This window comes from Oerskovia turbata, assembly GCF_000718325.1.
GTDB classification, from domain to species: Bacteria; Actinomycetota; Actinomycetes; order Actinomycetales; family Cellulomonadaceae; genus Oerskovia; species Oerskovia turbata.
The window spans coordinates 18,135-44,113 of the sequence record NZ_JOFV01000006.1 but is presented as its reverse complement, the minus strand read 5'-3'; the positions used below and the strand labels follow the sequence as shown (position 1 = coordinate 44,113).

The window sequence follows — 25,979 nt, the reverse complement described above, 5'->3', positions numbered from 1 at the left end:
GGGACGTGGAGATCGCGGGCAAGGTCGCGCTGGTGACCGGAGGGGCCTCGGGCCTGGGGCGGGCCACCGTCGAGGAGCTGGTCGGCGCCGGGGCGCGCGTCGTCGTCGCAGACCTGGCGGGCTCGCCCGGTCAGGCGCTCGCGGACGCCCTGGGCGACGCGGCCCGGTTCGTGCCGACCGACGTCACGAACGAGGACGACGTCTCCCGCGCCCTCGACGCCGCCGCCGACCTGGGCGGGCTGCACGTCGCGGTGAGCTGTGCCGGGATCGTGCTCGCGCGGCGCGTGCTCGGCAAGAGCGGGGTGCACGACCTCGCGTCGTTCCAGAAGGTCGTGACCGTGAACCTGGTCGGGACGTTCAACGTCGCGCGGCTCGCGGCCGAGCGCATGGTCGCGCTGGGGGGCTCCGGTGGTGACGGGGGCGGGGAGGTGCGCGACGAGCCCGAGGAGCGCGGCGTGATCGTGAACACCGCGTCGGTCGCGGCGTTCGACGGTCAGGTGGGCCAGGCCGCCTACGCGGCGTCCAAGGGCGGGGTCGCCGCGATGACGCTGCCGCTCGCGCGCGACCTCGCGGACCGGCGCATCCGGGTCATGGCGATCGCGCCCGGCATCTTCAGCACGCCCATGATGGCGTCCCTGCCGCCCGAGGCCCAGGAGTCGCTCGCTGCCCAGGTGCCGCACCCGCGACGCCTCGGCCGGCCCGAGGAGTTCGCGCGCCTGGTGCGCTCGATCGTCGAGAACCCCATGCTCAACGGCGAGGTGATCCGCCTCGACGGTGGGATCCGGATGGCCCCGCGCTGACCCGCGGCTGCTCTCCGGGCGGGCGGGGAGGACCAGGCACCCTGGCAGAGGGCTCCCGCACGTCCTAGGCTGGAAGTGTCCGGCGGCCCCTCGCGTGCGCCGGGCACGGGCACGGAAGAAGGCTCCGACGATGTGGCTCCTCGTGGTCTCCGGCGCGGTGGGCGCGGCCGTGGTCGCCGCCGTCGCCTGGTCCTCGATGCGCGTCCACCGGCCGTCCGCGGACGCCCTCCCACCGCCCGGACCGCACCGGACCACCTTGCGCGAGCGGCGCCGTCGGGCACCTGATCCTCTCGTCGCCCTCGCGGTCCAGGTCCGCCTCGGGCGGCTCGCCGACGAGCTGCGCGCGGTCGAGGCCGACCCGGACGTCTACGCCCGCGCCCACCACTACCTCGCCGCCCAGGGCGCGTACGACGCGCTGCTGCGCGAGGCGTGCCGGCTCAGCGGCCTCGACGTCGAGGCCGACCCCCTGCGTGCCGGACTGCGCAGCGACGAGGACGAGCGGCTGCGCGAGGAGCTCGAGCTCAGCGCGCGCGGGTGGACCTGGTAGCCGGGCGACCGCAGAGCGGCGTCCCAGGTCATGAGCCTGGCGTCTCCCAGAGTGGGACGGAAGTACGGCGATGTTTACGAGTACGTAACCTGGTGCGGTTCAAAGCCCGCCCTGCCGAGGAGCACTCCATGGATAGTCGTCTGCAGTCCGTCTTCGACGAGGTCCTCGCCCGCAACCCTGGTGAGGTCGAGTTCCACCAGGCGGTGCGCGAGGTCTTCGACTCGCTCGGGCCGGTGCTCCAGAAGAACCCCCAGTACGTCGACGCCGCCGTGCTCGAGCGCATCTGCGAGCCCGAGCGCCAGATCATCTTCCGCGTGCCGTGGGTCGACGACCGCAACCACGTCCAGATCAACCGCGGCTTCCGCGTCGAGTTCAACTCGGCCCTCGGCCCGTTCAAGGGCGGCCTCCGCTTCCACCCCTCGGTGTACCTCGGGATCGTCAAGTTCCTCGGGTTCGAGCAGATCTTCAAGAACTCGCTCACCGGCATGCCCATCGGGGGCGGCAAGGGCGGCTCGGACTTCGACCCGCGCGGCAGGTCCGACGGCGAGGTCATGCGCTTCTGCCAGTCGTTCATGACCGAGCTCTACCGCCACATCGGCGAGTACACCGACGTCCCCGCGGGTGACATCGGCGTGGGCGGCCGCGAGATCGGCTACCTGTTCGGCCAGTACAAGCGCATCACGAACCGCTACGAGTCCGGCGTCCTCACGGGCAAGGGCATCAGCTGGGGCGGGTCCCTCGTGCGCACCGAGGCCACGGGCTACGGCACGGTGTTCTTCGCCGACCACATGCTGCGCACCAAGGGCCAGACCTTCGACGGCCAGCGCGTCGTCGTCTCCGGCTCGGGGAACGTCGCGACCTACGCGATCCAGAAGGCTCAGCAGCTCGGCGCGAACGTCGTGTCCTTCTCCGACTCGTCGGGCTACGTGGTCGACGAGGCCGGCGTGGACGTCGACCTGCTCCGCCAGATCAAGGAGGTCGAGCGCGGGCGCGTGGCCGACTACGTCGAGCGTCGCCCCGGGGCGCGCCTCGTGACGGGCGGCAGCATCTGGGACGTCCCCGCGACGGTCGCCCTGCCGTGCGCCACCCAGAACGAGCTCAGCGAGCAGGACGCGAAGCAGCTCGTCGCGAACGGCGTCGTCGCGGTCGCGGAGGGCGCCAACATGCCCACGACCCCGGGCGCGGTCTCGCTCCTGCAGGACGCCGGTGTGCTCTTCGCCCCCGGTAAGGCCGCGAACGCGGGCGGCGTCGCGACCTCGGCCCTCGAGATGCAGCAGAACGCCTCGCGGGACGCCTGGACGTTCGAGTACACCGAGGAGCGCCTCGCGCACATCATGGAGGGCATCCACTCGCGCTGCGAGGAGACCGCCGACGAGTACGGCGCGCCGGGCAACTACGTCCTGGGCGCGAACATCGCGGGCTTCACCAAGGTCGCCGACGCGATGATCTCGCTGGGCGTCATCTGACGTCGTCCCCGAGGGGCGGTGCCGCTCGGCACGCCCCCGGGGTGCCGGGGGCCGGGGGCGCACGGGGCGCACGGGGCGCCGGAGTGTGCCGGGGGCGCACGGGGCGCCGTCGGGTCTACGCTGACCGCTGACACCGGCGCGCTGCGGCGTGCCGCCCCCGACCCAAGGAGCATCCCCACATGGCACGCGAGGTCGCCCTCGAGATCGCAGTTCAGGACACCGACGGCGTGCGGGTCGCCGCACAGGTCGGCGCGCGCCGCGTCGAGCTGTGCGCGGCGCTCGGGGCGACGGGCGGGCTGACGCCGAGCATCGGGCTCGTCGAGGCCGCGGTCGCCGCTGCGGCCGAGGTGGCGGGGGGCGGGGTGCCCGTCGAGGTGCACCCCCTGGTCCGGCCGCGCCCGGGCGGGTTCGTGTTCAGCGCGGCAGAGCTCGACGTGCAGGTGCGCGACGTCCGCGCGGCAGTGGCCGCGGGGGCGTCCGGCGTCGTGATCGGCGCCCTCACGCCTGAAGGGCGCGTCGACGCGGACGCGGTGCGTGCTCTCGTCGCGGCCGCGGGTGGGCGTGACGTGACGTTCCACCGGGCGATCGACGTCGTCGAGGACGCCCTGGCGGCGCTCGACGAGCTCGCCGGGCTGGGGGTGACCCGCGTGCTCACCTCCGGAGGGGCGCCGAGCAGCATCGACGGGGTGGCGCGTCTGCGCGCGATGGCGACCCGTGCCGCCGGTCGGGTGCAGATCCAGGCGGGCGGCGGGGTGCGGCCGCAGGACATCGCGGTCCTCGTCGGTGCCGGCGTCGACGCTGTCCACCTCTCGGCCAAGCGCACGCTGCCCGACGACGGCGGCCCCGGCGGCGGGGGAGGGGCCGGCTACGACGTCACGGACCCAGAGGTCGCCCGTGCGGCGCGGGCCGCGGTGGACGAGGCTCTCGCGGGTCTCTAGGAGGTTCCCGGGAGGGCGTCGTCGGAGCGTTCCCACGGCGGGCGCGTGACGGACGAGCGTGCCCGCCGGTGTGGATTCGTTGTGCACTGCGCACCGCGCGCAAGACCTCCGACTTGACCGAGATCCGCAGGATCTAGCGGTTCCTGGGCTTCGTGGAGTCGGCGATATTTCATTTAGGTAACTTTCCTGTTGTATTGGTCGGAACGCCGTCCGGGATTCGTTAGTGTTCCTGCCACGAGCTCGCACGGTGGCGAGCGGCCGATCAGCGTGACGACGCGTTGACGACTCGAGAGGACCAATGATGATTCGAAGCGTGGCGCGCAAGCGCCTGCTCACGGTGGTCGCCCTGGCGACCGGTGTGACGATGTTCGCAGCCGGCTGCTCCAGCTCCGGTGGCGAGAAGACCGAGGGTGGCGGCGACAGCAGCCGCGTCCTCAACGTGTGGGCCGGGACGCAGACGCCCATGGTCGCGAACTTCAACCCCTACGCACCGAACCCCCTGCACGTGACCAACGGCGCGATCTACGAGCCGCTCTTCTTCTACAACCGGGCAGAGGCCGGCGACCCGACGCCGCGCCTGGGCGAGTCCTACGAGTGGTCCGAGGACGGCACCGAGCTCACCATCAAGATCCGCGAGGGCGTCGAGTGGACGGACGGTGAGCCCTTCACGGTCGAGGACGTCATCTTCTCGTTCACCAACGAGACCGCCAAGCGTGACTACCTCAACACGGCCGAGAAGGTCGACGAGTCCACGGTCAAGCTGACGTTCAACGGCGCGCAGTTCACGACCGCGGTGCAGATCCTCGGCACGACGCTCATGGTGCCCGAGCACATCTACAAGGACGTCGCCGACAAGATCACGTTCACCAACGACGAGCCGGTCGGCACGGGCCCCTACATCCTCGACACCATCTCGAACGCGACCTACACCGTCGTGGCCAACGAGGACTACTGGGGCGGTGCGCCCAAGCTCAAGAAGGTCCGCTACCTCGCTCTCGACAAGAACCAGAGCGCCCAGGACCTCCTGGCCACCGGCAAGATCGACTGGACGACGATGTTCGTCGCCGACCCCACCCCCATCACGGAGAAGGGGCAGCTCTCCCTCCTCAACACGCCGCAGGACCCGACGACGATCATGTCCTGCATGAACGCCGCGCTCGGCTGCGTGGGCCCCCAGACCGACCTCGCTGTCCGTGAAGCGGTCAACCTGCTGCTCGACCGCGGCGAGATCAACGACAAGGCGTTCTCCGGTCACGCGGCCGTGGCGTCGCCCTCGCTCGCGCTCCTCGGTCGCGACGACCGCTGGATCTCGGACGAGATCGAGAAGGAGAGCCCGCAGGAGGCGAACGTCGCGGAGGCCGACAAGGTCCTCACGGCTGCCGGCTACGTCAAGGGCGCGGACGGCATCTACGAGAAGGACGGCCAGAAGCTCGTCATCGAGCTCATCTCCGTCGAGGGCTGGAGCGACCACAACGCAGCCGGCGACCTGATCGCTCAGCAGGGGCTCGACGCGGGTGTCCAGATCAACCACGTGAAGATCACGCAGCAGGAGATGTCGGACGCCCGCACGGCCGGCAACTACCAGATGATGATCAGCGGAATCACGGGAACCTCGCTCGACGACCCGTTCGCGATCTACCGCCAGTGGCTCACGACCGAGTACACGACGCCGGTGGGCGAGACGATCGAGGCCGGCCGCTTCAACTTCCCGCGCTACTCGAACCCGCTCGTCGACGACGCGGTGGCCGCGGCCGCGGCGACGAACGACGAGGCGACCAAGCAGGAGGCGTACGCCACGGTCCAGAAGGAGATCGTCCGCGACCTCCCGTACATCGCGCTGGTCGTGAACCCCACCATGTCGTTCGTCAACACGAAGGACTACACGGGCTGGCCCGTCGAGGGTGACATGTACGCGTTCCCGCCGTCGTGGGCCACCATCAGCAACGGCGTGATCCTCTCGAAGCTCGAGTCCAACAGCTGATGTCGTCCTGCCGAAGAGGAGCTCGGAGCAACAAGGAGTCCATCGCATGAGGTATTTCGCACGGCGGATCACGTTCTACGTGGTCACCCTCTGGGCCGCTGTATCGCTCAACTTCATTCTTCCCCGGGCCATACCCGGCGACCCGAAGCAGATCTACATCGATACGCTTCTGCGGAGGAATGGCGAACTGACTCCTGGGATGCTCAACAGCATCGATCTCCTCTTCGGCAGTGACGACGCGTCGCTCTGGGACCAGTACCTCGCCTACTGGGGGAACCTCTTCAAGGGTGACTTCGGTACCTCGGTGGTCTACTTCCCGGCCACCGTCGACGAGCTGCTCGGCGAGGCCCTCCCCTGGACGGTGGGCCTCGTCGGGCTGGCGACGATCATCGCCTTCCTCCTGGGCGTCGGTGGCGGCGCCTGGGTCGGCTGGAAGCGCGGGACCTGGGTCGACCACATCATCCCCGCGTCGACCTTCCTCCAGGCGGTGCCCTACTTCTGGCTCGCCCTGGTTCTGATCTCCGTCTTCTCCGTGTCGCTGGGCTGGTTCCCGATCGTCGGCGGCTACGACATCTTCATGTTCGACAACGGCCCCGAGTGGTCGTGGGCGTTCGTCGGCAGCGTGATCTACCACGGCACCCTGCCCGCCATCACGATCGTCCTGTCCGCCATGGGCGGGTGGCTCCTCGGGATGCGCAACATGATGGTGTCGACCCTCGCGGAGGACTACGTCACCACGGCCGAGGCCAAGGGCCTTCGTCCGATGCGCGTCGCCACGACCTATGCGACCCGCAACGCGGTCCTGCCGTCGGTCACAGGCTTCGGCATCGCGCTGGGCTTCGTGGTCGCGGGGTCCGTGGTCATGGAGCAGGCGTTCAGCTACCCCGGAATCGGCAAGCTCCTCTTCACGGCGGTCCAGGCGAAGGACTACGCCCTCATGCAGGGAGCGTTCCTGGTGATCACCGTCGTGGTGCTCGCCGCGAACTTCCTCATGGATCTGATCAACGGCATCATCGACCCGAGGACGCGCAACAATGGCTGACGACACCCGTGACGCCGAGACCGTCACCCCGTCTTCGGACGCAGCCCCGGCCGGATCGGTCGTGGTCGACGGTCTCCCCCCTCAGAACACGACGCGTGGGCTCGTGCCGGACGTTCCGATCGCCTCGCCCGAGTCGGTCGTCGCCGGTGAGCCCGTCCAGACGAGCGCCGCGCCCAAGCGGGGCCTGCGGGCCATGCTTCCTCGTCGCTCCGGCAAGCTGGTCGTCGGGCTCGTCCTGACGCTCGGCATCATCCTCTTCTCGGTCGTGGCGCCGTTCTTCAGCCAGAGCCCGACCTCCACCAAGAACGAGCAGTACCTCCCGCCGAGCGCCGAGCACTGGCTCGGCACCAACAACATCGGCGTGGACATCTTCGCCCAGGTCGCTCATGGCGGCATGGGGTCCCTCACAGTCGGTCTCCTCGCCGGCGTCATCGCGATGGTCCTGTCCCTGGCCTTCGGCATCATCGCGGGCTACGTGGGCGGTTGGACCAACGAGATCCTCTCGTTCATCACCAACATCATGCTCGTGATCCCGGGGCTGCCGCTGATCATCGTGATCTCGGCCTACCTCGAGTCCCGCTCGCTCCTGCTCATCGCCCTGATCCTCGGTATCACCGGGTGGGCCGGAGCCGCGATCGTGCTCCGCGCCCAGGCCCGGTCGCTCCGCAGCCGGGACTACGTCTACGCGGCGAAGGTCGCGGGCGAGAAGGCGCCCCGGATCATCCTCGTCGAGATCCTGCCGAACCTGCTCCCGCTGCTCGCGGCCAACTTCCTGGGCGCGGTGATCCTCGCGATCCTCAGCGAGGCAGGTCTCTCCTACCTGGGCCTCGGGCCCTCGGGCTCGGTCACGTGGGGCACGATCCTCAACGAGGCCAGCACCCAGAATGCGATGGCCTACGGACGCTGGTGGTGGTTCGTGCCGCCGGGCCTCCTGATCGCGCTGTTCGGCTGCGGCCTGGCGCTCATCAACTTCAGCATCGACGAGATCATCAACCCCAAGCTCCGGACGGCCCCCGCGGCCGTGAAGAACGTCCGGCTCGCAGAGAAGAAGCGTGGGAAGGGTGGAGCAGCCCCCTCGGCGAAGCGTCCGCCGGTCGAGGTCTCGGCCCGCCACGACGAGAAGGTGGAAGCATGAGCACGCCGACCCTGACCGCGAAGCCCGCGGGAGACGCGGGAGCAGCGCCCGACGCGGTCCCTGTCCTGACGGCACGGAACGTCTCGATCGAGTACCAGGTCAACCCCGTGGTCCGGGCGGTCAAGGACGTCTCGCTGACGCTCCACCGCGGCGAGATCCTCGGCCTGGCCGGCGAGTCCGGGTGCGGCAAGACGACGCTGGCGTACGGCCTCAACCAGCTCCTCAAGCCGCCCGCGCTCCGCACGAGCGGCGAGATCGTCCTGCACGACAAGGACGGTCACGACATCGACGTGGCCGCACTCTCGGGGGACGCGCTCCGGACGTTCCGCTGGGACAAGGTCTCCATGGTCTTCCAGGGGGCGATGAACTCCCTGAACCCGGTCATCAGCATCAGGGCCCAGCTCTTCGACGTCTTCGACACCCACCGTCCAGGGATGTCCAAGAAGGACAAGCTCCACCGCAGCCGCGAGCTTCTCGAGCTGGTCGGTGTGGACCCGAACCGTCTGAACAGCTACGCCCACGAGCTCTCGGGCGGCATGCGGCAGCGCGTCATGATCGCCATGGCCCTCGCGCTGAACCCGCAGGTCATGATCATGGACGAGCCCACGACCGCACTCGACGTGGTCGTCCAGCGCGGGATCCTCCGCGAGATCATGCGCCTGCGCGAGCAGTTCGGCTTCGCGGTCGTCTTCATCACGCACGACCTGCCCATGCTCCTGGAGATCAGCGACCGCATCGCAGTCATGTTGCAGGGCGAGATCGTCGAGCTGAACACCTCCGAGGAGATCTACCGCGCACCTGCGCACGAGTACACGCGCAAGCTCCTGGCATCGTTCCCCAGCCTGACAGGGGAGCGCGGGGCGTTCGTCCGGTCCGGCGGGGGCTCGGAAGACAACACGGGAGAGGTGGCCTGATGGGCACGCTCGAGGTCCGCAACGTGACCAAGGACTTCACGATCCGCAACGGTCTCAAGAGGTCCCGGCTCCGGGCCGTGAACGACGTCTCGTTCACGCTCGAGCCTGGCAAGACGATCGCGATCGTCGGGGAGTCCGGGTCGGGCAAGTCCACCGTCGCGCGCATGATCGCCAAGCTCGAGACCCCGTCGTCGGGAGAGATCCTGATCGACGGCACCCCGAGCGCCCACCGCGGCCGCGCGCTGGCGAAGTACCGGCACAACGTCCAGATGGTCTTCCAGGACCCGTTCGCGTCGCTCAACCCGTTCCACTCGATCCGCCACCACCTCGAGCGTCCGCTCCGGATCCACGGTCGGGCGAAGACCAACGCCGAGCTCGACCAGGCGGTCGAGGAGCTCCTCACCCGCGTCAACCTGACGCCTGCGGCGACCTTCGCCGAGAAGCGCCCGCACGAGATGTCGGGAGGCCAGCGGCAGCGCGTCGCGATCGCCCGTGCGCTCGCTCCGGGAGCCCGCTTCCTCATCGCGGACGAGCCGGTCTCGATGCTCGACGTCTCGATCCGCCTCGGTGTCCTCAACCTGCTCGCGCGTCTGCAGCGCGAGGAGAACCTCGGGGTCCTGTACATCACGCACGACCTCGCGACGGCTCGGCACTTCTCCGACGAGATCATCGTGATGTTCCGTGGCAACATCGTGGAGCGGGGACCGGCGGACGACGTCATCTTGAATCCGCAGCACGAGTACACCAAGCTCCTCCTGTCTGCCGCACCTGACCCGAGGAACCAGGGCAAGCTGCGCGACGAGGTGCGCTCTGAGCTCGCATCCACGTCGGCCGCCTCGGGGGAGGCCGCCGCGGTGCGTGACCGCTTCGGCACGGCCGGCCTCTAGGGCGGCCACGTCAGGCGGTGTCGGCGCGAGCAGGCGACCGACGCACGAGTGACGGCCCCGGGTCCACGACCCGGGGCCGTCACTCGTGCGTCACGGGGTGCAGGTGTACCGGGCGCGGCTGCACCGCCCGGCGGACCTGGGAACGCCCTAGAGTCGGGACGTGCCCACCCGGAACCTGCGCGTCGCGCCCATCGCCGCCCCCGTCGCTCCCGCGATCGATCCCGTCCTGACCGCTCTCGCCACGCTGCGGGACGAGATGGAGATTCCCGCGGAGTTCCCGCGGCCCGTCCTCGAGGAGGCCGCAGCGGCAGCCCAGCGGGACGTCACGGCCGGGCGCGCGGACCTGCGTGACGTCCCGTTCGTGACGATCGACCCGCCCGGTTCCATGGACCTCGACCAGGCGCTCCACCTCGAGCGCCGCCCCGGTGGCTACCTCGTCCGGTACGCGATCGCCGACCTTGCGGCCTTCGTGACCCCGGGAGGTGCGCTCGACGCCGAGGTGCACGAGCGGGGGATGACGCTCTACGGCCCTGACGAGCGCACGCCCCTGCATCCGGCGGTGCTGTCCGAGGCCGCCGCGAGCCTCCTGCCGGACACGGACCGGGCTGCCGCCGTCTGGCACGTGGAGCTCGACGACCGGGGGGAGATCGAGGGCGCCCGGGTCGGAAGGGCTCTCGTGCGCAGCACCGCCCGGCTGACGTACGAGGAGGTCCAGACGAGGCTCGACGCGGGGGATGCCGGGGAGATGCTGGACCTGCTGCGCGAGGTCGGCCTGCTGCGCGAGGCGTGCGAGCGTGAGCGGGGCGGGGTCTCCCTCGACGTGCCCGAGCAGGACGTCGTGGCGCACGAGGACGGGTCGTTCGGGCTCGAGTTCCGCTCGACGCTGCCCGTCGAGGGGTGGAACGCGCAGATCTCCCTGCTGACCGGCATCGCGGCAGCCCGGATCATGCGGACGGGTGGGGTGGGGATCTTCCGGACGCTCCCGGCGGCGGACCCGCGCGACCTCGCGCGCCTGCGCCGTACCGCCGGGGCGCTCGGCATCGACTGGCCCCGGGACCTGTCCTACGGCGAGCTGCTTGCGACGCTCGACTCGGCGAGCGCGCGGCACGCGGCCTTCCTCAACGAGGCGACATCGTTGTTCCGTGGGGCGTCGTACGCCGCGTTCGGCGGGACGGGCCAGCCGGCCGAGGTTCCCGACGACGTCGCGCACGCCGCGATCGCCGCCGAGTACGCGCACGTGACCGCGCCCCTGCGCCGTCTGGTCGACCGCTACGGTACCGAGATCTGCCTCGCGCTGTGCGCCGACGAGGACGTGCCGGTCTGGGTGCGCGACGCCCTGCCGGGGCTGCCGCGCACCATGGCGCGGACCGGACAGCGCGCCGGCTCGTACGAGCGGGCGAGCGTCGACATCGTCGAGGCGGCGTTGCTCACGCGTCGGGTCGGCGACGTGTTCGACGCGGTGGTCGTCGACGTCGAGGTGGCCCGCGCCGGCGCGCCGACACCAGAGCCGCGGGACGTGATGCGCGGCCAGGTCGTGATCGCGGACCCGGCGGTCCGGGCGAGCGTCGAAGGGCCTGCGCTGCCGCTCGGCGACAGGGTCCGGGTCCGGCTGCGCGACGCGTCGATCGAGCGCCGCCGGGTCGTTTTCGACCTCGCCTGACCTGCCCTGCCGCTGAGTGCGGAGTTCTTGCGCGAAACGCCGGGCGAGTCGCGCAAGAACTCCGCACTCAGCGACCGGCGCGAGAGGATGACCCCATGCCTCCTCGTCGCCGCACCGACCCGGCCGTCGGCCGCACCGCTCTCGCCGCCTGGCAGGACGGTGCCGCCGGACGCCCCGAGGTCACGATCGCCGTCCGCTTCACGCTCGAGGAGCTGGCCGAGGTCGCTCCCGGCCACGCGGTCGAGGTCAGGGTGCCCCCGTACGGTGCGGTCCAGGCGGTCGAGGGCCCGCGGCACACGCGTGGGACCCCGCCCAACGTCGTCGAGACCGACCCCGAGACGTGGCTCGGCCTGGTCTCCGGTGCGGTCGACTGGGCGGAGGCCGTGGCGGACGGGCGCATCAGCGCGTCGGGCGAACGCTCGGACATCTCGTCGCTGCTGCCGTTGCAGGCTGCACGCCGCCGCGACCGGTAGGTCGCCCCCGAGGGTACGAGGACGTCACCCTCGGCGGGTGGCACGTCACCCTCGGCGCGAGCACGGGGCCCTTCGAGGTACGCAGTGTCTTCACCGTGAGATAGCGTGCGTGTCGAACGGGCGATGGCGCCCGTCGACCGGTAGCGCACGACGACGTCGCGCACCCCGGCCGCAGGAGCCGTTCGTCAGGGGGAACGAGCGTTCGACCGGTGGAGACCGGCCGGACACCACGTGTTCATCAGCCTGCTGTTGGATTCCAGAGCCTGCACACGCGCCACCCGCGCCGAGGCGGGCGCGCCGGGAACCCGGCCACGACACGAAGGAGTCAGCGTGATCGGTAGTCACCATCAGTCCCGACGCAGGAGAGGTGTGGTCGCGGCCACCCTGTCGGCGTCGCTCGTCGCCACGGCGGCGCTCAGCACGGTGGCCGCGGGGTCGGCATCTGCTGTGGTCGACGGCTCGTCCGTCGTCATCAACGAGGCCTACCTCAACGGTGGGAGCGCCAACGCGCCCTACCTCAACAAGTTCGTCGAGCTCTACAACCCCACGGCTGCGGACATCGACCTCACGGGCTGGTCGGTCCAGTACCGGTCCGCGACGGGCACGGGCGCCTCGAACGGAGTCGTCCCGCTCACGGGGACGATCAAGGCCGGTGGCTACTACCTGGTCCAGGGCGCCTCGAACGGTGCCAACGGCGCTGCTCTCCCGACGCCCGACGCGACGGGCACCATCGCCCCGCAGGGGCAGAACGGGACGCTCGCACTGGTCAGGTCGGCGTCGGCGATCACGATCACGCCCGGCTCGGTCGTCGCCGACCCGCAGGTCGTCGACCTCCTGGGGTACGGCTCGTCCAACACGTTCGAGACCGCGGCGGCTCCCGCGGGGACGGCCAACACCGTGCCCAGCTCGCTCAACCGTGCCGCCGGTGCGGACACGGACGACAACTCCAAGGACTTCGCGGTCAGCAGCACCGTGACCCCGCAGAACAGCGGTGGTGGCTCAGGTCCCGGCCCGGACCCCGAGCCCGGTACGGCCAGGACCATCGCCGAGATCCAGGGCACGGGTGACGCGAGCCCCTTCGTGGGCCAGACCGTCACGACGCGCGGTGTCGTGACCGCGACCTACCCGACGGGGGGCTTCGACGGCCTCTACCTCCAGACGGCGGGCTCGGGCGGCGACCTGGACCTCGCGACGCACACCGCCTCGGACGGCCTGTTCGTGTACTCGAAGGCTGCGGCGACGGCGCTGCAGGTCGGTCAGCACGTCGAGGTCACGGGGGTCGTCTCGGAGTACTTCGGGCTGACGCAGGTCACGCCCGCGGCGACCGGCTGGAAGGTTCTCACGGACCCGGCCGAGGTCGTCAAGCCGGCGAACGTCGCCTACCCCGCGTCCGCCGCGGACCGCGAGAAGCTCGAGGGCATGCTCGTCCAGCCTGCCGGTGACTACGTCGTCGCCGACAACTACGACACGAACTACTACGGCGCGGTCGGTTTGGCGAGCGGCACCGAGCCGCTGCGGCAGCCGACGTCGGTCGGTCGCCCGGGCAGCGCGGAGGCCGCGGCCGCGGTCGCCGACGCGAACGCCCGCCGCGTCACGCTCGACGACGGTGCGACGACCAACTTCAACAACGCCGCGAACAAGGCCAAGCCCCTGCCGTACCTGACCGGTGGCGCACCGGTGCGTGTCGGTGCGCTCGCGACGTTCACGTCGCCCGTGGTGCTCGACTACCGATTCGACGGCTGGAACTTCCAGCCCGTCACCGAGCTGACCCCGGCCAACGCGGCCGCGGTCCAGCCTGCGACGTTCGCGGACACGCGCACGGACGCCCCCGAGGCCGTGGGCGGTGACGTGAAGGTGGCGGCGTTCAACGTCCTGAACTACTTCACGACGACGGGCGACCAGCTCAGCGGCTGCCAGTTCTACACGGACCGTGAGGGCAACCCGATCACGGTGCGCACGGGCTGCGACGCCCGCGGCGCCGCGAACGCGGTCAACCTGCAGCGACAGGAGACGAAGATCGTCGCGGCGCTCAACGCGCTCGACGCGGACGTGGTCGCGATCCAGGAGATCGAGAACTCTGCCGCGTTCGGCAAGGACCGGGACGCGGCGCTCTCGACGCTCACGGACCGTCTCAACGCCGCGGCCGGCGCCGGGACCTGGGCGTTCGTGCCTTCCCCGGCTGCTCTGCCGGCGTCGGAGGACGTCATCCGTACGGCGTACATCTACCGCCCGGCGGCCGTCGAGACGGTGGGGGCCTCGGTCATCCACGACGTCGCGGCCTTCGACAACGCCCGTGAGCCGCTCGCGCAGACCTTCCGGGTCGCCGGGGGCGAGGCATCGACGGACTTCGTCGTCATCGCGAACCACTTCAAGTCCAAGGGCTCCGGTTCGGGGGCCGACGCCGACCAGGGAGACGGGCAGGGTGCTTCGAACGCCTCGCGGGTCAACCAGGCCACGGCGCTCGTGACGTTCGCCGACGAGGTCTCGTCGGCGGCGGGCACCGACAAGGTGCTGCTCGCGGGCGACTTCAACGCTTACGCCCAGGAGGACCCGATCAAGGTCCTCACGGACGCGGGCTACGTCGACCTGGGGCCGACGACGGGCAAGGAGACGTACCTGTTCGACGGCCTCGTCGGCTCGCTCGACCACGTGCTGGCCTCGCCCGGCGCTGCTGCCGTGGTGGCGGACACCGACATCTGGAACATCAACTCGGTCGAGCCCATCGCGAACGAGTACAGCCGCTACAACTACAACGTCTCGATCCTGTACGACACGACGGCGTTCCGGTCTTCCGATCACGACCCGATCGTCGTCGGCCTCGAGCTGGGCGGTGAGGAGCCGGGCGGGGTCAAGGAGCTCGACCTGCTCGCGATCAACGACTTCCACGGTCGGATCGACGCGAACACGGTCGCGTTCGCGGGGACGGTCGAGCAGCTGCGTGCTGCCAACCCGGCGGGCACGGCGTTCCTGTCGGTCGGCGACAACATCGGTGCGTCGCTCTTCGCGTCGGCGCTGCAGGACGACCAGCCGACGATCGACGTGCTCAACGCCCTGGAGCTGTCCGCGTCCGCGGTGGGCAACCACGAGTTCGACAAGGGCTTCGCGGACCTGACCGGTCGTGTGACCGACGCGTCCGACTGGCCCTACCTGGGCGCCAACGTGTACGCCAAGGGCACTGAGGACGCGGCGCTGCCCGAGTACGCGGTGATCGACGTCGACGGCGTCAAGGTCGGCGTCATCGGCGCGGTGACGGAGGAGACCCCGACGCTCGTGACCCCGTCCGGTGTGGCGGACCTCGACTTCGGCGATCCTGTCGAGGCCGTGAACCGTGTCGCCGCGCAACTGCGTGACGGCGACCCCGCGAACGGTGAGGCGGACCTTCTGGTCGCGCTGTACCACGAGGGCGCGAGCGCCGGCACGCCCGACGGCTCGACGCTCGAGCAGGAGCTCGCCCACCCGGGCGCGTTCGAGCAGATCGTCAACGACACGGACGCTCGCGTCTCGGCGATCTTCACGGGCCACACGCACAAGCAGTACGCGTGGGAGGCTCCGATCCCCGGCACGGACCGGACCCGCCCGGTCGTGCAGACCGGCAGCTACGGCGAGAACGTCGGGCACGTGAGCCTGTCGTTCGACACCGCGACCGACCTGGTCACGGAGTACTCGGTGCAGAACGTCAAGCGCACCACGACGCCCGCCGGCGAGCTGGTCGCGACCTACCCCCGTGTGGCTGAGGTCAAGACGATCGTCGACGCGGCGCTCGCGCAGGCCGAGGTCATCGGTGCGCAGCCGGTCGGCTCGGTCACGGCGGACATCACGACCGCCTACCTGGGCGGCTCGTACGTGGACGGGAAGTACACGGGCTCGGGCCCGCTGCCGTCCACGGGGCGTGACGACCGGGCGTCGGAGTCGACGCTCGGGAACCTCGTCGCGAACTCGCTGCGCGAGACGTTGGCCGACCCGGCCCGTGGCGGGGCCGACTTCGGCGTCGTCAACCCGGGTGGTCTGCGCAACGAGCTGTTCCACAGCCCGGACGGTGTCGTCACGTACGCCGAGGCGAACGCGGTCCTGCCGTTCGTCAACAACCTGTGGACCGTGTCCCTCACGGGTGCGCAGGTCGAGACGATGCTCGAGCAGCAGTGGCAGACCAACCCGGACGGCACGCGTCCGTCGCGCCCTTACCTGGCGCTGGGCCTGTCGGACAACGTCAGCTACACCGCGAAGACCGCGGACGTGAACGCCACCCCTGGCGACAACATCACGTCGGTGCTCATCAACGGTGAGCCGCTCGACCCGGCGAAGGTCTACCGGGTCGCGACGTTCTCGTTCCTCGCGACGGGTGGGGACAACTTCCGGGTCTTCACCGAGGGCACGGACCCGCGCGACTCGGGTCTGATCGACCGCGACGCGTGGATCTCCTACCTGCAGGCGCACCCGAACCTGGCCCCTGACTTCGCCCGTCGTGGCGTCGTCGCGGACGGTCTCGGGACGGTCACGGCGGGTGAGACGGTCTCTGCGGCGGTCTCCCGCCTGAACCTCACGTCGCTCGGCGCCCCGGCCAACACCGCGGTCTCGGCGTACCTCGTGCCTGCCGGCACGGCGTTCGACCCGGCGAACCCGGGTACGGTCGTCGCGACGGGTACCGTCACGGACGGGGCCGCGAGCCTCGACGTCACGGTCCCGGCGGCCACGGTGGGCGGCGAGTACGGCGTGTACGTCGTGGCGGCCCCGAGCAGGACGGTCGCGCGCCTGGCGCTCACGGTCGAGGGGGCGGACCTGCCCGACGTCGTCATGAACGACCTGAGCGCCAGGGCACAGTGTGTCGGGGGCCGCGTGCACCTGGCGGTCAAGGGCGTGAACGGTGAGACCCTCCCGATCGACGTGCGCTTCACGACGGCGTACGGCGAGAAGAAGTTCACCAAGCTGGCGCCGGGCAAGATCGCGGCGCAGTCGTTCAACACCCGCGCCACGTCCGTGCCGGCCGGCACGGTGCGCGTCGCGGCGTACAAGTGGCAGGACGGTCAGGGTTTCTACGAGACCTACGACGTGTCCTACCCGGCGGTCTCGTGCGGCTGACGCGCTGATCGTCTGAGGGGCCGTCGGGCCTGCTTCCCTGCTGAGGGGAGGCAGGCCCGACGGCGTCTCGCGCCCGGGGCGCACGGGTGCGGCCCAGGGGATTCTCAGCCGGACGGGGTACTGTCGGCGCGTGAGCCCCAGCACCCCCACCCCCGACGTGAACGCGGCCCCCGACGGTCCCGTTCCCGCCGCTCCGCCGGAGTCCGGCGCAGCCGCACCGGCCGCCCCGGCACCTCTGACCACGCCCGCTGCCACGGACACCGTGTCGACCGAACCCGGTGACGTGAACGACGGCGGGATCCGCGGCGACGAGGTCGAGATCGAGTCGGTGGTCGACCCGACGACGATCCGTCGCGCACCTCGCTACAAGGCGTTCTTCATGACGGGTGCCCTGGTCGGGGTCGTCCTGGGGCTGTGCCTGGGGATCGTCTGGCTCGGCTCGCCGGAGTCTCTGGGCGTCCTCAAACCGGGCGTCTACCTCACGGTCGTCGTGCTCGGGACGACGACGCTCACGACGCTCGTGGCGGGTGCCTTGGCGATCTGGGCGGACAGGCGCAGCCTGCGCCGCTGAGCGAGCAGGCGGAGCCGGGAACGCCGTCGGGCCGCGTGGTCCATCCCCTGGTCGTGACTTCGGTCAGCCTGCGACCGTGTGGGACACTTGAGCCGTGGCCCCCCGCGGAGATGGACTTCTCAACCACGACCTCATGCCCGGCGAGAAAGGCCCCCAGGACGCTTGTGGCGTCTTCGGTGTCTGGGCGCCCGGCGAAGAGGTCGCCAAGCTTGCCTACTTCGGTCTGTACTCGTTGCAGCACCGCGGTCAGGAGTCGGCCGGGATCGCGACCAGCAATGGTGAGCAGATCCTCGTCTACAAGGACATGGGACTCGTCTCCCAGGTCTTCGACGAGACGGCCCTCAACGCCCTGACGGGGCACATCGCCGTCGGGCACTGCCGCTACTCGACCACCGGTGGCGTGACCTGGGAGAACGCTCAGCCCACGCTGGGCGCGACGTCGTCGGGCACGGTCGCGCTGGGGCACAACGGCAACCTGACCAACTCTGCCGAGCTCGTGAACCTCGTCGCGGAGCGCTACGGCGCGCAGCGACGGGGTGAGCTCGCCCGCGGCAACACGACCGACACGGCGCTCATCACCGCGCTCTTCGCGGGCGACGACGACCACTCGCTCGAGGACACCGCGATGGAAGTCCTCCCGAGGCTCCGTGGCGCCTTCAGCCTCGTCTTCATGGACGAGAAGACGCTCTACGCCGCGCGCGACCCGCAGGGTGTGCGCCCGCTCGTGCTGGGACGTCTCGAGCGCGGCTGGGTCGTCGCGAGCGAGACCCCGGCCCTGGACATCGTGGGTGCGTCGTTCGTTCGTGAGGTGGAGCCGGGCGAGCTCATCGCGATCGACGGCGAAGGCCTGCGGTCGCAGCGCTTCGCCCCGGTCGAGCGCGCGGGCTGCGTCTTCGAGTACGTGTACCTGGCCCGACCGGACACCTCGATCAACGGTCGCTCGGTGCACGCCGCGCGCGTCGAGATGGGTCGTCAGCTCGCTCGTGAGCACGGCATCGAGGCGGATCTCGTGATCCCGGTCCCCGAGTCGGGCACTCCTGCGGCTGTCGGGTACGCGCAGGAGTCGGGCATCCCGTTCGGCCAGGGGCTGACCAAGAACGCGTACGTCGGGCGAACCTTCATCCAGCCGTCGGACACGTTGCGCCAGCTCGGCATCCGGCTCAAGCTCAACCCGCTGCGTGACGTGATCCGGGGCAAGCGACTGGTCGTCGTCGACGACTCGATCGTGCGCGGCAACACCCAGCGCGCCCTGATCCGCATGCTGCGCGAGGCGGGGGCCGCCGAGGTCCACGTCCGCATCAGCTCGCCGCCGGTCAAGTGGCCGTGCTTCTACGGCATCGACTTCGCGTCGCGTGCCGAGCTCATCGCCAACGGCCTGTCGCCCGAGGAGGTGGGCGCCTCGCTCGGTGCCGACACGCTCGGGTACATCTCCGAGGAGGGCATGATCGCGGCGACCGAGCAGTCCGCCTCCCAGCTGTGCACGGCCTGCTTCACCGGGAGGTACCCCATCGAGCTGCCCCCGGACGACCAGCTCGGCAAGCACCTGCTCGAGCAGGCGGAGCTGCCGCTGGGCGCTCCGGAGGACGGGCTGCGCAGCCTCTCCGTGGGAGTCGGCGGCGGGACCGCCCTCGACCACCCCTGACCCCGTACGACGTACGCCCCACCGGGGGCGCGACGCAACCACCAGGAGTTCATTCGTGTCTGAAGGTCTCACGTACGCCGCAGCCGGTGTCGACACCGAGGCGGGCGACAAGGCCGTCGAGCTGATGAAGGACGCCGTGCGCCGCACGCACGGCCCGCAGGTCCTCGGGGGAGTGGGCGGCTTCGCCGGGCTCTACGACTTCAGCGAGGTCGCGACCTACACCAAGCCCCTGCTGGCGACCTCGACCGACGGCGTGGGGACCAAGGTCGCGATCGCGCAGGCCTTGGACGTCCACGACACGATCGGGTTCGACCTCGTCGGGATGGTCGTCGACGACATCGTCGTGGTGGGGGCCAAGCCGCTCTTCATGACGGACTACATCGCGTGCGGCAAGGTCGTGCCCGAGCGCATCGCGGGCATCGTCCGCGGGATCGCGGCGGCGTGCGAGGTTGCCGGTACGGCTCTCGTCGGCGGGGAGACGGCAGAGCACCCGGGGCTCCTGGGCGAGGACGAGTACGACGTCGCGGGTGCCGCGACGGGCGTGGTCGAGGCCGATCGTCTCCTGGGTCCGGAGCGTGTGCGCGAGGGCGACGTCCTCATCGCGCTGGGTTCGTCGGGCCTGCACTCGAACGGCTACTCGCTGGTGCGTGCGGTCGTGAAGCACGCGGGCTGGGAGCTGGACCGCGAGGTCGAGGAGTTCGGTCGGACGCTCGGCGAGGAGCTGCTCGAGCCGACGCGCGTCTACGCGAGCGACTGCCTCGCCCTGGCGCACGACGACGCCGCGCAGGTTCACGCGTTCACGCACGTCACCGGTGGTGGGCTCGCGGCGAACCTGGCTCGCGTGCTGCCGGCCGGGCTGGTCGGCACGATCGACCGCGGCTCCTGGGACGTGCCGCCGGTCTTCACCGTCGTCCGCGACCTGGGGAACGTCCCGCGCCGCGACCTGGAGAACACGCTCAACCTCGGTGTGGGCATGGTCGCGATCGTGGGCGAGGGCGGCGCGGACGCCGCCCTCGCGCGGTGCGCGGAACTGGGCCTCACCGCCTGGGTCCTGGGCACCGTCGGCGTCCTGGACGACTCCGTGACGGCCTCGGTGGGCGGCGAGGACCTGGTGGTCGGCACCAAGGGCGTGCACGCGGGCGCCGTGCGCCTGACGGGCGACTACCGCAACTGACGAGACGACGAAGGCGCGCTCCGCAGCTCAGGCCGAGGCCTGACGCGCGGGGCGCGCCTTCGTCGTACGAGGATCAGACTCGCGGGTCGGTCGTCGAGGGACGAACTCGCGATCTGTCGACTCACGGACCACCTGGGGCCCGAAGGTCGCAGGAGGAGGGTGAGGTCGTGTCAGCGGTCGTCGGACCAGCCGGTGAACGGCTGGTCGTAGTCTCCGTTGTTGTCCTCGGAAGACCTCGCTCCGTAGCGAGGATCTGTCGCGAGATCCGTGTGGCTATGACCGGTGAGCTCTTGTTCGAGAGCTTGGTAGTTCGTCTCGGGGCTGTAGTACTTCAGCGCACGAGCGACCTTGGTCTGCTTAGCCTTCTGACGGCCGCGGCCCATGGCTCCGACCCCCTCAACGTAGAAGCGGGGCGGCAACGTACTCAGACGTGCGGCCCCGGGAGTGTTGTTTCGTCTGTTCAGAGTCCAACGGTACATGCTCCGGATGCATTCCAGCCACTCGGGTCCCCCGATCGGGTGGCTTGTCACACTGTCTCCACACAACGACGCCACGGCGGGCGGCCGCTGGGCTGCCGGTGGGCTGCCGGTGGGCTGTCAGCGGGCCGGCGGCCGGCCCGCAGGTGACGGGTCGTCGGAGCGGCTGAGCGAGGGCCTCGGACGGTGCGCGACACGCCCGGATCTCGGTCCGAAACACCTGTACCACCCATACCCCGTCTAATTCACCCTGTCCGCCAAGTCGCCCAAAATCCTCATGCTGCGACAATGGAAGGGCTAGCGCAGGGCTGTCGTCGCGTTCCGACGTCACCGTCGGACCAGCCAGTCGCTAGGAGGAGGTGCAGTGATGTCCGTCCATGGAGAGTCCGAAGTTCTGCTCACACCGGCCGAGGTCGCGAGCCTGTTCCGCGTCGATCCCAAGACCGTCACTCGCTGGGCCAAGGCCGGCAAGCTGTCGTCGATCCGGACCCTCGGGGGGCATCGTCGCTATCGAGAGTCCGAGGTTCGTGCACTCCTGGGTGCCGCGAGCGAGAACGCCGAGGGCGTCGACAAGGGCTGACCGACGGCGCGGTGGTGGACTTCCCGCGCCCAGCCTTCGCCGTCGGGCCGTGCGGAGCCCCGGGACCCGTTCCCGGAGCTCCCGTCGCGTCCTGACCTGGAACTTCCTCACGACCAGCCGAAAGCCCGGCGCCTGCGGCGCCGGGCTCGGTCGTTCCTGGGGGCTGAACCGGTCCTGCCGGCCCCGCCCGGCTCGGGTGGGGCGTCCTCCGTGCGTCAGGAGCGGCGCCGCAGGATCGCCGCGGCGACGAGGGCGACCGTCGCGACGGCGCCCCCGATGAGGATCTTGACGTTGCGGGCGCGCGCCGGGTCGTGCTCGGGCAGCCCGCGTCCCGTGAAGAAGCTCCCCGTGTCGGCCGCGGCCTGCTTGGTCTGGTGCGCGACGTTCGCCGCCTGCGTCCGCGGGTCGAGGCGCGTGGTGAGCTCGTCGATCGTGCTCGCGAGCTCGGACCGGGTCCGGGCGATCTCTGCTTCCAGCTCGGCCTGGGTCGGTTCGGTGCTCACGGGCGCAGTCCTTCCTTCACGGTGGCGACGTCTTCCTTGATGCCGGCGATGGCCACGTCCGGGGTCGGGGGCATCCCCTTCTTGAGCTGCTTGCTGCCGACGAACGCCAGGACGCCCGCGAGGAGGAACAGGGCGACCCCGACGATGAGGGCAGCGAGCCACAGCGGCACGGCGTGCGCGAGCCCGACCATCGCCGAGTGCAGGAGGAAGCCCAGGCCGTAGAGCGAGAGCACACCGGCCACGACGAACATGCCGATCCCGATCCCCGACCTGGCGGCCTTGGTCGTCAGCTCCTTCTTGGCGAGCGCGATCTCGGTCCGGACGAGGCGCGTGGCCTGCTCGGACATCTGCTCGACGAGCTTGCCGATCGAGGGCTTCGGGCTCGGGGGAGGGGGCTGCCCGTCGTCCCAGTCGCTCATGGTGGTCACCTTCCTGGCGCTCCGGTCGGGGCGCCCGTGCGCGCGAGGGGGACCCGCGCCCTGAAGAGTCGGTTCTTCATGTCCCACTCAACCGGTCAACCGCCCCGAGGGCAATTCCGCGCGCCGGGCGTGCGAGTGCTCGTCCGGTGTGCTGGGCGGGTGGCGGGAAGTCCCGTCTCGCCGGTCGGGCGGGCAGCATGATGGCCGGGCCGGTGGGAACGACGAAGCCCCGTCTCGCGTGAACGAGACGGGGCTTCGTGGACGTGGCTCCGACCGGCGTCGATCCGGTGACCTTTCGATTTTCAGTCGAACGCTCTACCAACTGAGCTACAGAGCCTTGACACGAAAGCCCGGTCATGATGACCGGGCAGTCGCTGTCGAGCGACCCTGACGGGACTTGAACCCGCGACCTCCGCCGTGACAGGGCGGCGCGCTAACCAACTGCGCTACAGGGCCTTGCGTGAGTTTCTCCCGGCCGGGGCCGTTCGAACCTCGAGAATCGTATCTCACTGCCGGGCGAATCCGTTAATCGGATCCTTCCGAGTACCCCCAACGGGATTCGAACCCGTGCTACCGCCGTGAAAGGGCGGCGTCCTAGGCCGCTAAACGATGGGGGCCTAGTTTCCTGGACAACCCGTACCGCCTGCGGAGCACGAGTCGCCGAGAGACCTCCGTCAGCATACGGGGAAGCGGGGTCGCGGTGCAAAACGGTGCTCGGTGCGCTGTACGGGGCCGTCGCGAGGTGTGCGCGGGGGAGTGCGACCTGGCTGGGTGAGGACCTGGCCGAGCCTCGGCGGGGCCAGGGCCGGGGGAGGATGGTCCCGTGGTGGAGATGACGCGCGAGGACTTCGAGGACGCGGTGCGCGATGCGCTGGACGAGATCCCGGAGGAGCTGGCGGAGCAGATGGACAACGTGGTCGTCCTGGTCGAGGACGACGCGCCCGCCGACGACCCCGAGCTGCTGGGGCTGTACGAGGGCGTCCCGCTGACCGAGCGGGACCTCATGTGGGCCGCGGGCGCCCTCCCGGACCGGATCACGATCTACCGCAACCCCACCCTCGCGATCTGCGAGACGCGCGAGGAGGTGGTCGAGGAGGTCGTGGTCACGGTGGTCCACGAGATCGCGCACCACTTCGGGATCGACGACGACCGGTTGCACGAGCTCGGATGGGCCTAGCATTCATCGTCGACTAGCGATATCATCGCCACATGACGATGAAGAGGGAGACGAGTGCCCGCACGCACCTGCGAGCGCGCCGACCCGTGACCGATACTCTCGCCGAGCAGGCGGCGGCCGAGCATCCGCAGCAACCGTGCACGCCGCCCGTCGTCGGGCACGACCACACCGCGGTCGCGCGCCTGCTGCACGCCCTCGCCGAGCCGCACCGGCTCTCGGTGGTGCACCTCCTCGCGGTCGCGGAGCACCGCGTGGTCGACCTGACGCGCGAGCTGGGGCTCGCCCAGTCCACGGTGTCGGCCCACCTGGCGACGCTCCGGGAGGCGGGTCTGGTCGAGACGCGCAGGGAGGGGCGTTCGTCCTGGTACCGCCTCGCCCGCCCCGAGGTCGCGCACATCCTGGCCGACGCCGAGCGGGTCGTCGACGCCACGAGGGACCCCCGATGAGCGGCCACTCCCACTCGCACGGTGCGTCGACCGCGACGGGCGCGCACCGCCGTCGGCTCGTGATCGTCCTGTGCATCACGCTGGGCGTCATGGCGCTCGAGGTCGTGGGCGCCCTGGTCTCCGGATCGCTCGCCCTCCTCGCGGACGCGGGGCACATGCTCACCGACGCGACCGGGATCGGCATCGCGCTCTTCGCGAGCTGGCTCGCGACGCGTCCGGCCTCCCCGACCCGGACCTTCGGGTGGCAGCGCGCAGAGATCCTCGCCGCCCTGACCAACGCACTGATCCTGGGCACGGTCGCCGTGCTGGCGATCGTGGAGGGGATCTCGCGCTTCCGGGCCCCGGACCCGGAGATCCAGGCGGGGCTGATGATCGGGGTGGCGGTCGTCGGGCTCGTCGCGAACGCGATCGGGCTGCGGCTGCTGTCCGCGGGGCAGGCCGAGAGCCTCAACGTCCGAGGCGCCTACCTCGAGGTGCTGGGCGACCTCCTCGGGTCGGTCGCCGTGATCGTCGCGGGGGTCCTCGTGGCGATCGGGTTCCCGGGGGCGGACGGCCTCGCGTCCGTGGCGATCGGGCTCATGATCCTGCCGCGCGCGTTCATGCTCCTGCGTGAGGTCGCGGCGGTGCTGCTCGAGTCGACCCCCGCCGGCGTGGACCTCGAGAAGGTCCGCACGCACATGGAGGGGATCCCCGGAGTCGTGGGCGTCCACGACCTGCACGCGTGGACCATCACCTCGGGGGTCCCCGTCATGTCGGCGCACGTGGTCGTGGAGGACGGGCTCCTCGCGAGCGGTGGCGGGACCGAGGTGCTGCGGCGCCTCAAGGACTGCCTGGGTGGGCACTTCGACGTCGACCACTGCACGTTCCAGATCGAGCCGCCGTCGATGCAGGCGACCGAGGAGTCGGTCCACCACTGAACCCCGGGCGTCTCGCGAGGGTCGCCGATGTCGAGGCGGGCTCCCGGATCGATCTACGCTCGTCCCATGACGATTCTGGTGACGGGTGGAGCGGGGTACATCGGGGCGCACGTGGTGCGCCTCCTGCAGGAGAGGGGTGAGAAGGTCGTCGTCGTCGACGACCTGAGCACCGGTCAGGAAGGGCGGGTCGGTGGCGCGCCCCTCGTGCGCCTGGACGTGTCGAGCCCCGAGGCGGTCGAGGTCCTGACCAGGACGCTCACGGAGCACGAGGTCACCGCGGTCGTGCACTTCGCGGCCCGCAAGCAGGTCGGCGAGTCGGTCGAGAAGCCGGCCTGGTACTACCAGCAGAACGTCGGCGGCTTCACGAACCTCGTGTCCGCGATGGAGGCGGCGGGGGTGGACCGGCTGGTGTTCTCGTCGTCGGCGGCGACGTACGGGATGCCCTCGGTCTCCCTGGTCGAGGAGAAGCTGCACGCCGAGCCGATCAACCCCTACGGCGAGACCAAGCTCGTCGGCGAGTGGCTGGGCCGGGCGGCTGGGCGCTCGTGGGGCCTGCGGTTCGTCGCGCTGCGGTACTTCAACGTCGCGGGTGCCGGCTGGTCCGACCTGGGTGACCCGGCGATCCTCAACCTCGTCCCCATGGTCCTCGACCGTCTGGAGCGTGGCGAGCAGCCCAAGATCTTCGGTGACGACTACCCGACGCCCGACGGCACCTGCATCCGCGACTACATCCACGTCCTGGACCTGGCCGAGGCGCACCTCGCGGCGCTCGACTACCTCGACGAGGACGAGCGCGCGTACGACGTCTTCAACGTCGGGACGGGGACGGGCTCCTCGGTCCGCGAGGTCATCGACGAGATCGGCAAGGTCTCGGGCCTCGACGTGACGGCCGAGATCCTGCCGCGTCGTGCGGGCGACCCGCCGCAGCTCGTCGCCTCGCCCGAGCGCATCAACAAGGTGCTCGGGTGGAGCGGTTCGCAGGGGCTCGAAGAGATCATCTCGTCGGCCTGGGAGGCCTGGCAGGCGGGTCCTCGGCGGATCGACGTCTGAGCGTCACCGGCCGTCGGAAGGGCCTCCTCGCCTCGGGCGAGGGGGCCCTTCCGGGTGTCGGGCGGGTGTCGGGCGCTGACAACCCGTCAGATCCTCAGTATGCTG

General features: G+C 70.5%; 23 protein-coding genes and 3 tRNA genes. 20 read left to right on the top strand and 6 right to left on the bottom strand.

Annotated features, from left to right (window positions below; translation table 11 throughout):
- Positions 1-5 precede the first annotated feature (5 nt).
- The 15 genes from IE95_RS0107540 (at position 6) to purM (ending at position 20,306) form a co-directional block, all read left to right on the top strand.
- Positions 6-800: an SDR family NAD(P)-dependent oxidoreductase gene (locus IE95_RS0107540; RefSeq protein ID WP_030151016.1), complete on the top strand. Its 795-nt coding sequence runs from the start codon at positions 6-8 to the stop codon at positions 798-800.
- A gap of 130 nt (positions 801-930) precedes the next feature.
- Positions 931-1,347: a hypothetical protein gene (locus IE95_RS0107535; RefSeq protein ID WP_240666379.1), complete on the top strand. Its 417-nt coding sequence runs from the start codon at positions 931-933 to the stop codon at positions 1,345-1,347.
- Positions 1,348-1,475: 128 nt separating this feature from the next.
- Positions 1,476-2,813: an NADP-specific glutamate dehydrogenase gene (gene gdhA / locus IE95_RS0107530; protein WP_030151014.1), complete on the top strand. Its 1,338-nt coding sequence runs from the start codon at positions 1,476-1,478 to the stop codon at positions 2,811-2,813.
- Between the two features lie 179 nt (positions 2,814-2,992).
- Complete coding sequence (locus tag IE95_RS0107525) at positions 2,993-3,751, top strand: copper homeostasis protein CutC (protein WP_030151013.1); 759 nt, start codon at positions 2,993-2,995, stop codon at positions 3,749-3,751.
- Between the two features lie 301 nt (positions 3,752-4,052).
- A complete protein-coding gene (locus tag IE95_RS0107520) occupies positions 4,053-5,732 on the top strand; it encodes an ABC transporter substrate-binding protein (RefSeq protein ID WP_036571578.1) in 1,680 nt (559 codons plus the stop codon).
- Between the two features lie 46 nt (positions 5,733-5,778).
- A complete protein-coding gene (locus tag IE95_RS0107515) occupies positions 5,779-6,774 on the top strand; it encodes an ABC transporter permease (RefSeq protein ID WP_030151011.1) in 996 nt (331 codons plus the stop codon).
- Positions 6,767-7,909: an ABC transporter permease gene (locus IE95_RS0107510; protein ID WP_084689945.1), complete on the top strand. Its 1,143-nt coding sequence runs from the start codon at positions 6,767-6,769 to the stop codon at positions 7,907-7,909. Before IE95_RS0107515 ends, IE95_RS0107510 begins: the two co-directional genes overlap by 8 nt.
- Positions 7,906-8,823 carry an ABC transporter ATP-binding protein gene (locus tag IE95_RS0107505; RefSeq protein WP_084689944.1) on the top strand — a complete coding sequence of 306 codons (918 nt, stop codon included), beginning with the start codon at positions 7,906-7,908 and terminating at the stop codon, positions 8,821-8,823. Before IE95_RS0107510 ends, IE95_RS0107505 begins: the two co-directional genes overlap by 4 nt.
- Positions 8,823-9,710, top strand: a complete 888-nt coding sequence (locus tag IE95_RS0107500) for an ABC transporter ATP-binding protein (protein ID WP_030151008.1) — start codon at positions 8,823-8,825, stop codon at positions 9,708-9,710. Before IE95_RS0107505 ends, IE95_RS0107500 begins: the two co-directional genes overlap by 1 nt.
- Positions 9,711-9,870: 160 nt before the next feature.
- Complete coding sequence (locus tag IE95_RS0107495) at positions 9,871-11,370, top strand: RNB domain-containing ribonuclease (RefSeq protein ID WP_030151007.1); 1,500 nt, start codon at positions 9,871-9,873, stop codon at positions 11,368-11,370.
- Between the two features lie 95 nt (positions 11,371-11,465).
- Positions 11,466-11,843: a sterol carrier family protein gene (locus IE95_RS0107490; RefSeq protein ID WP_030151006.1), complete on the top strand. Its 378-nt coding sequence runs from the start codon at positions 11,466-11,468 to the stop codon at positions 11,841-11,843.
- A 369-nt stretch (positions 11,844-12,212) separates the two neighbouring features.
- A complete protein-coding gene (locus IE95_RS0107485; RefSeq protein ID WP_051702868.1) occupies positions 12,213-16,919 on the top strand; it encodes an ExeM/NucH family extracellular endonuclease in 4,707 nt (1,568 codons plus the stop codon).
- Positions 16,920-17,049: 130 nt separating this feature from the next.
- Complete coding sequence (locus IE95_RS0107480) at positions 17,050-17,490, top strand: hypothetical protein (protein WP_030151004.1); 441 nt, start codon at positions 17,050-17,052, stop codon at positions 17,488-17,490.
- Positions 17,491-17,584: 94 nt separating this feature from the next.
- Positions 17,585-19,132, top strand: a complete 1,548-nt coding sequence (purF, locus tag IE95_RS0107475; protein ID WP_030151003.1) for an amidophosphoribosyltransferase — start codon at positions 17,585-17,587, stop codon at positions 19,130-19,132.
- 55 nt (positions 19,133-19,187) lie between these two features.
- On the top strand, positions 19,188-20,306 hold the full coding sequence (purM, locus tag IE95_RS0107470) for a phosphoribosylformylglycinamidine cyclo-ligase (protein WP_030151002.1): 1,119 nt from the start codon (positions 19,188-19,190) through the stop codon (positions 20,304-20,306).
- Positions 20,307-20,476: 170 nt separating this feature from the next.
- On the opposite strand, the gene IE95_RS0107465 is transcribed toward purM, so the two are convergent.
- Positions 20,477-20,689, bottom strand: coding sequence for a DUF3073 domain-containing protein (locus IE95_RS0107465; RefSeq protein WP_030151001.1), 213 nt, complete (start codon positions 20,687-20,689; stop codon positions 20,477-20,479).
- A gap of 460 nt (positions 20,690-21,149) precedes the next feature.
- Between IE95_RS0107465 and IE95_RS0107460 the strand changes: the two genes are divergently transcribed.
- Positions 21,150-21,362: a BldC family transcriptional regulator gene (locus tag IE95_RS0107460; RefSeq protein ID WP_030151000.1), complete on the top strand. Its 213-nt coding sequence runs from the start codon at positions 21,150-21,152 to the stop codon at positions 21,360-21,362.
- Positions 21,363-21,577: 215 nt separating this feature from the next.
- Here the strand turns inward: IE95_RS0107460 and IE95_RS0107455 are convergent, their stop codons facing one another.
- The 5 genes from IE95_RS0107455 to IE95_RS0107435 all read right to left on the bottom strand — a co-directional run bounded on the left by IE95_RS0107455 (position 21,578) and on the right by IE95_RS0107435 (position 22,901).
- Positions 21,578-21,865, bottom strand: coding sequence for a DUF3618 domain-containing protein (locus IE95_RS0107455; RefSeq protein WP_030150999.1), 288 nt, complete (start codon positions 21,863-21,865; stop codon positions 21,578-21,580).
- Positions 21,862-22,284: a phage holin family protein gene (locus IE95_RS0107450; RefSeq protein ID WP_030150998.1), complete on the bottom strand. Its 423-nt coding sequence runs from the start codon at positions 22,282-22,284 to the stop codon at positions 21,862-21,864. Before IE95_RS0107450 ends, IE95_RS0107455 begins: the two co-directional genes overlap by 4 nt.
- Positions 22,285-22,548: 264 nt before the next feature.
- Positions 22,549-22,621: transfer RNA gene (locus tag IE95_RS0107445), tRNA-Phe, on the bottom strand.
- 45 nt (positions 22,622-22,666) lie between these two features.
- Positions 22,667-22,740 (bottom strand) — tRNA-Asp (locus tag IE95_RS0107440).
- Positions 22,741-22,828: 88 nt separating this feature from the next.
- Positions 22,829-22,901, bottom strand: a tRNA-Glu gene (locus tag IE95_RS0107435).
- A 215-nt stretch (positions 22,902-23,116) separates the two neighbouring features.
- Between IE95_RS0107435 and IE95_RS0107430 the strand changes: the two genes are divergently transcribed.
- The 4 genes from IE95_RS0107430 to galE all read left to right on the top strand — a co-directional run bounded on the left by IE95_RS0107430 (position 23,117) and on the right by galE (position 25,874).
- On the top strand, positions 23,117-23,461 hold the full coding sequence (locus IE95_RS0107430) for a metallopeptidase family protein (RefSeq protein WP_084690000.1): 345 nt from the start codon (positions 23,117-23,119) through the stop codon (positions 23,459-23,461).
- 32 nt (positions 23,462-23,493) lie between these two features.
- Entirely contained in the window at positions 23,494-23,907 is a 414-nt protein-coding gene (locus IE95_RS20060; protein WP_240666380.1) for an ArsR/SmtB family transcription factor, read from the top strand.
- On the top strand, positions 23,904-24,824 hold the full coding sequence (locus IE95_RS0107420; protein ID WP_030150995.1) for a cation diffusion facilitator family transporter: 921 nt from the start codon (positions 23,904-23,906) through the stop codon (positions 24,822-24,824). The genes IE95_RS20060 and IE95_RS0107420 overlap by 4 nt, the downstream gene beginning before the upstream one ends.
- A 66-nt stretch (positions 24,825-24,890) precedes the next feature.
- Complete coding sequence (gene galE, locus IE95_RS0107415; protein ID WP_030150994.1) at positions 24,891-25,874, top strand: UDP-glucose 4-epimerase GalE; 984 nt, start codon at positions 24,891-24,893, stop codon at positions 25,872-25,874.
- Positions 25,875-25,979: the final 105 nt, after the last annotated feature.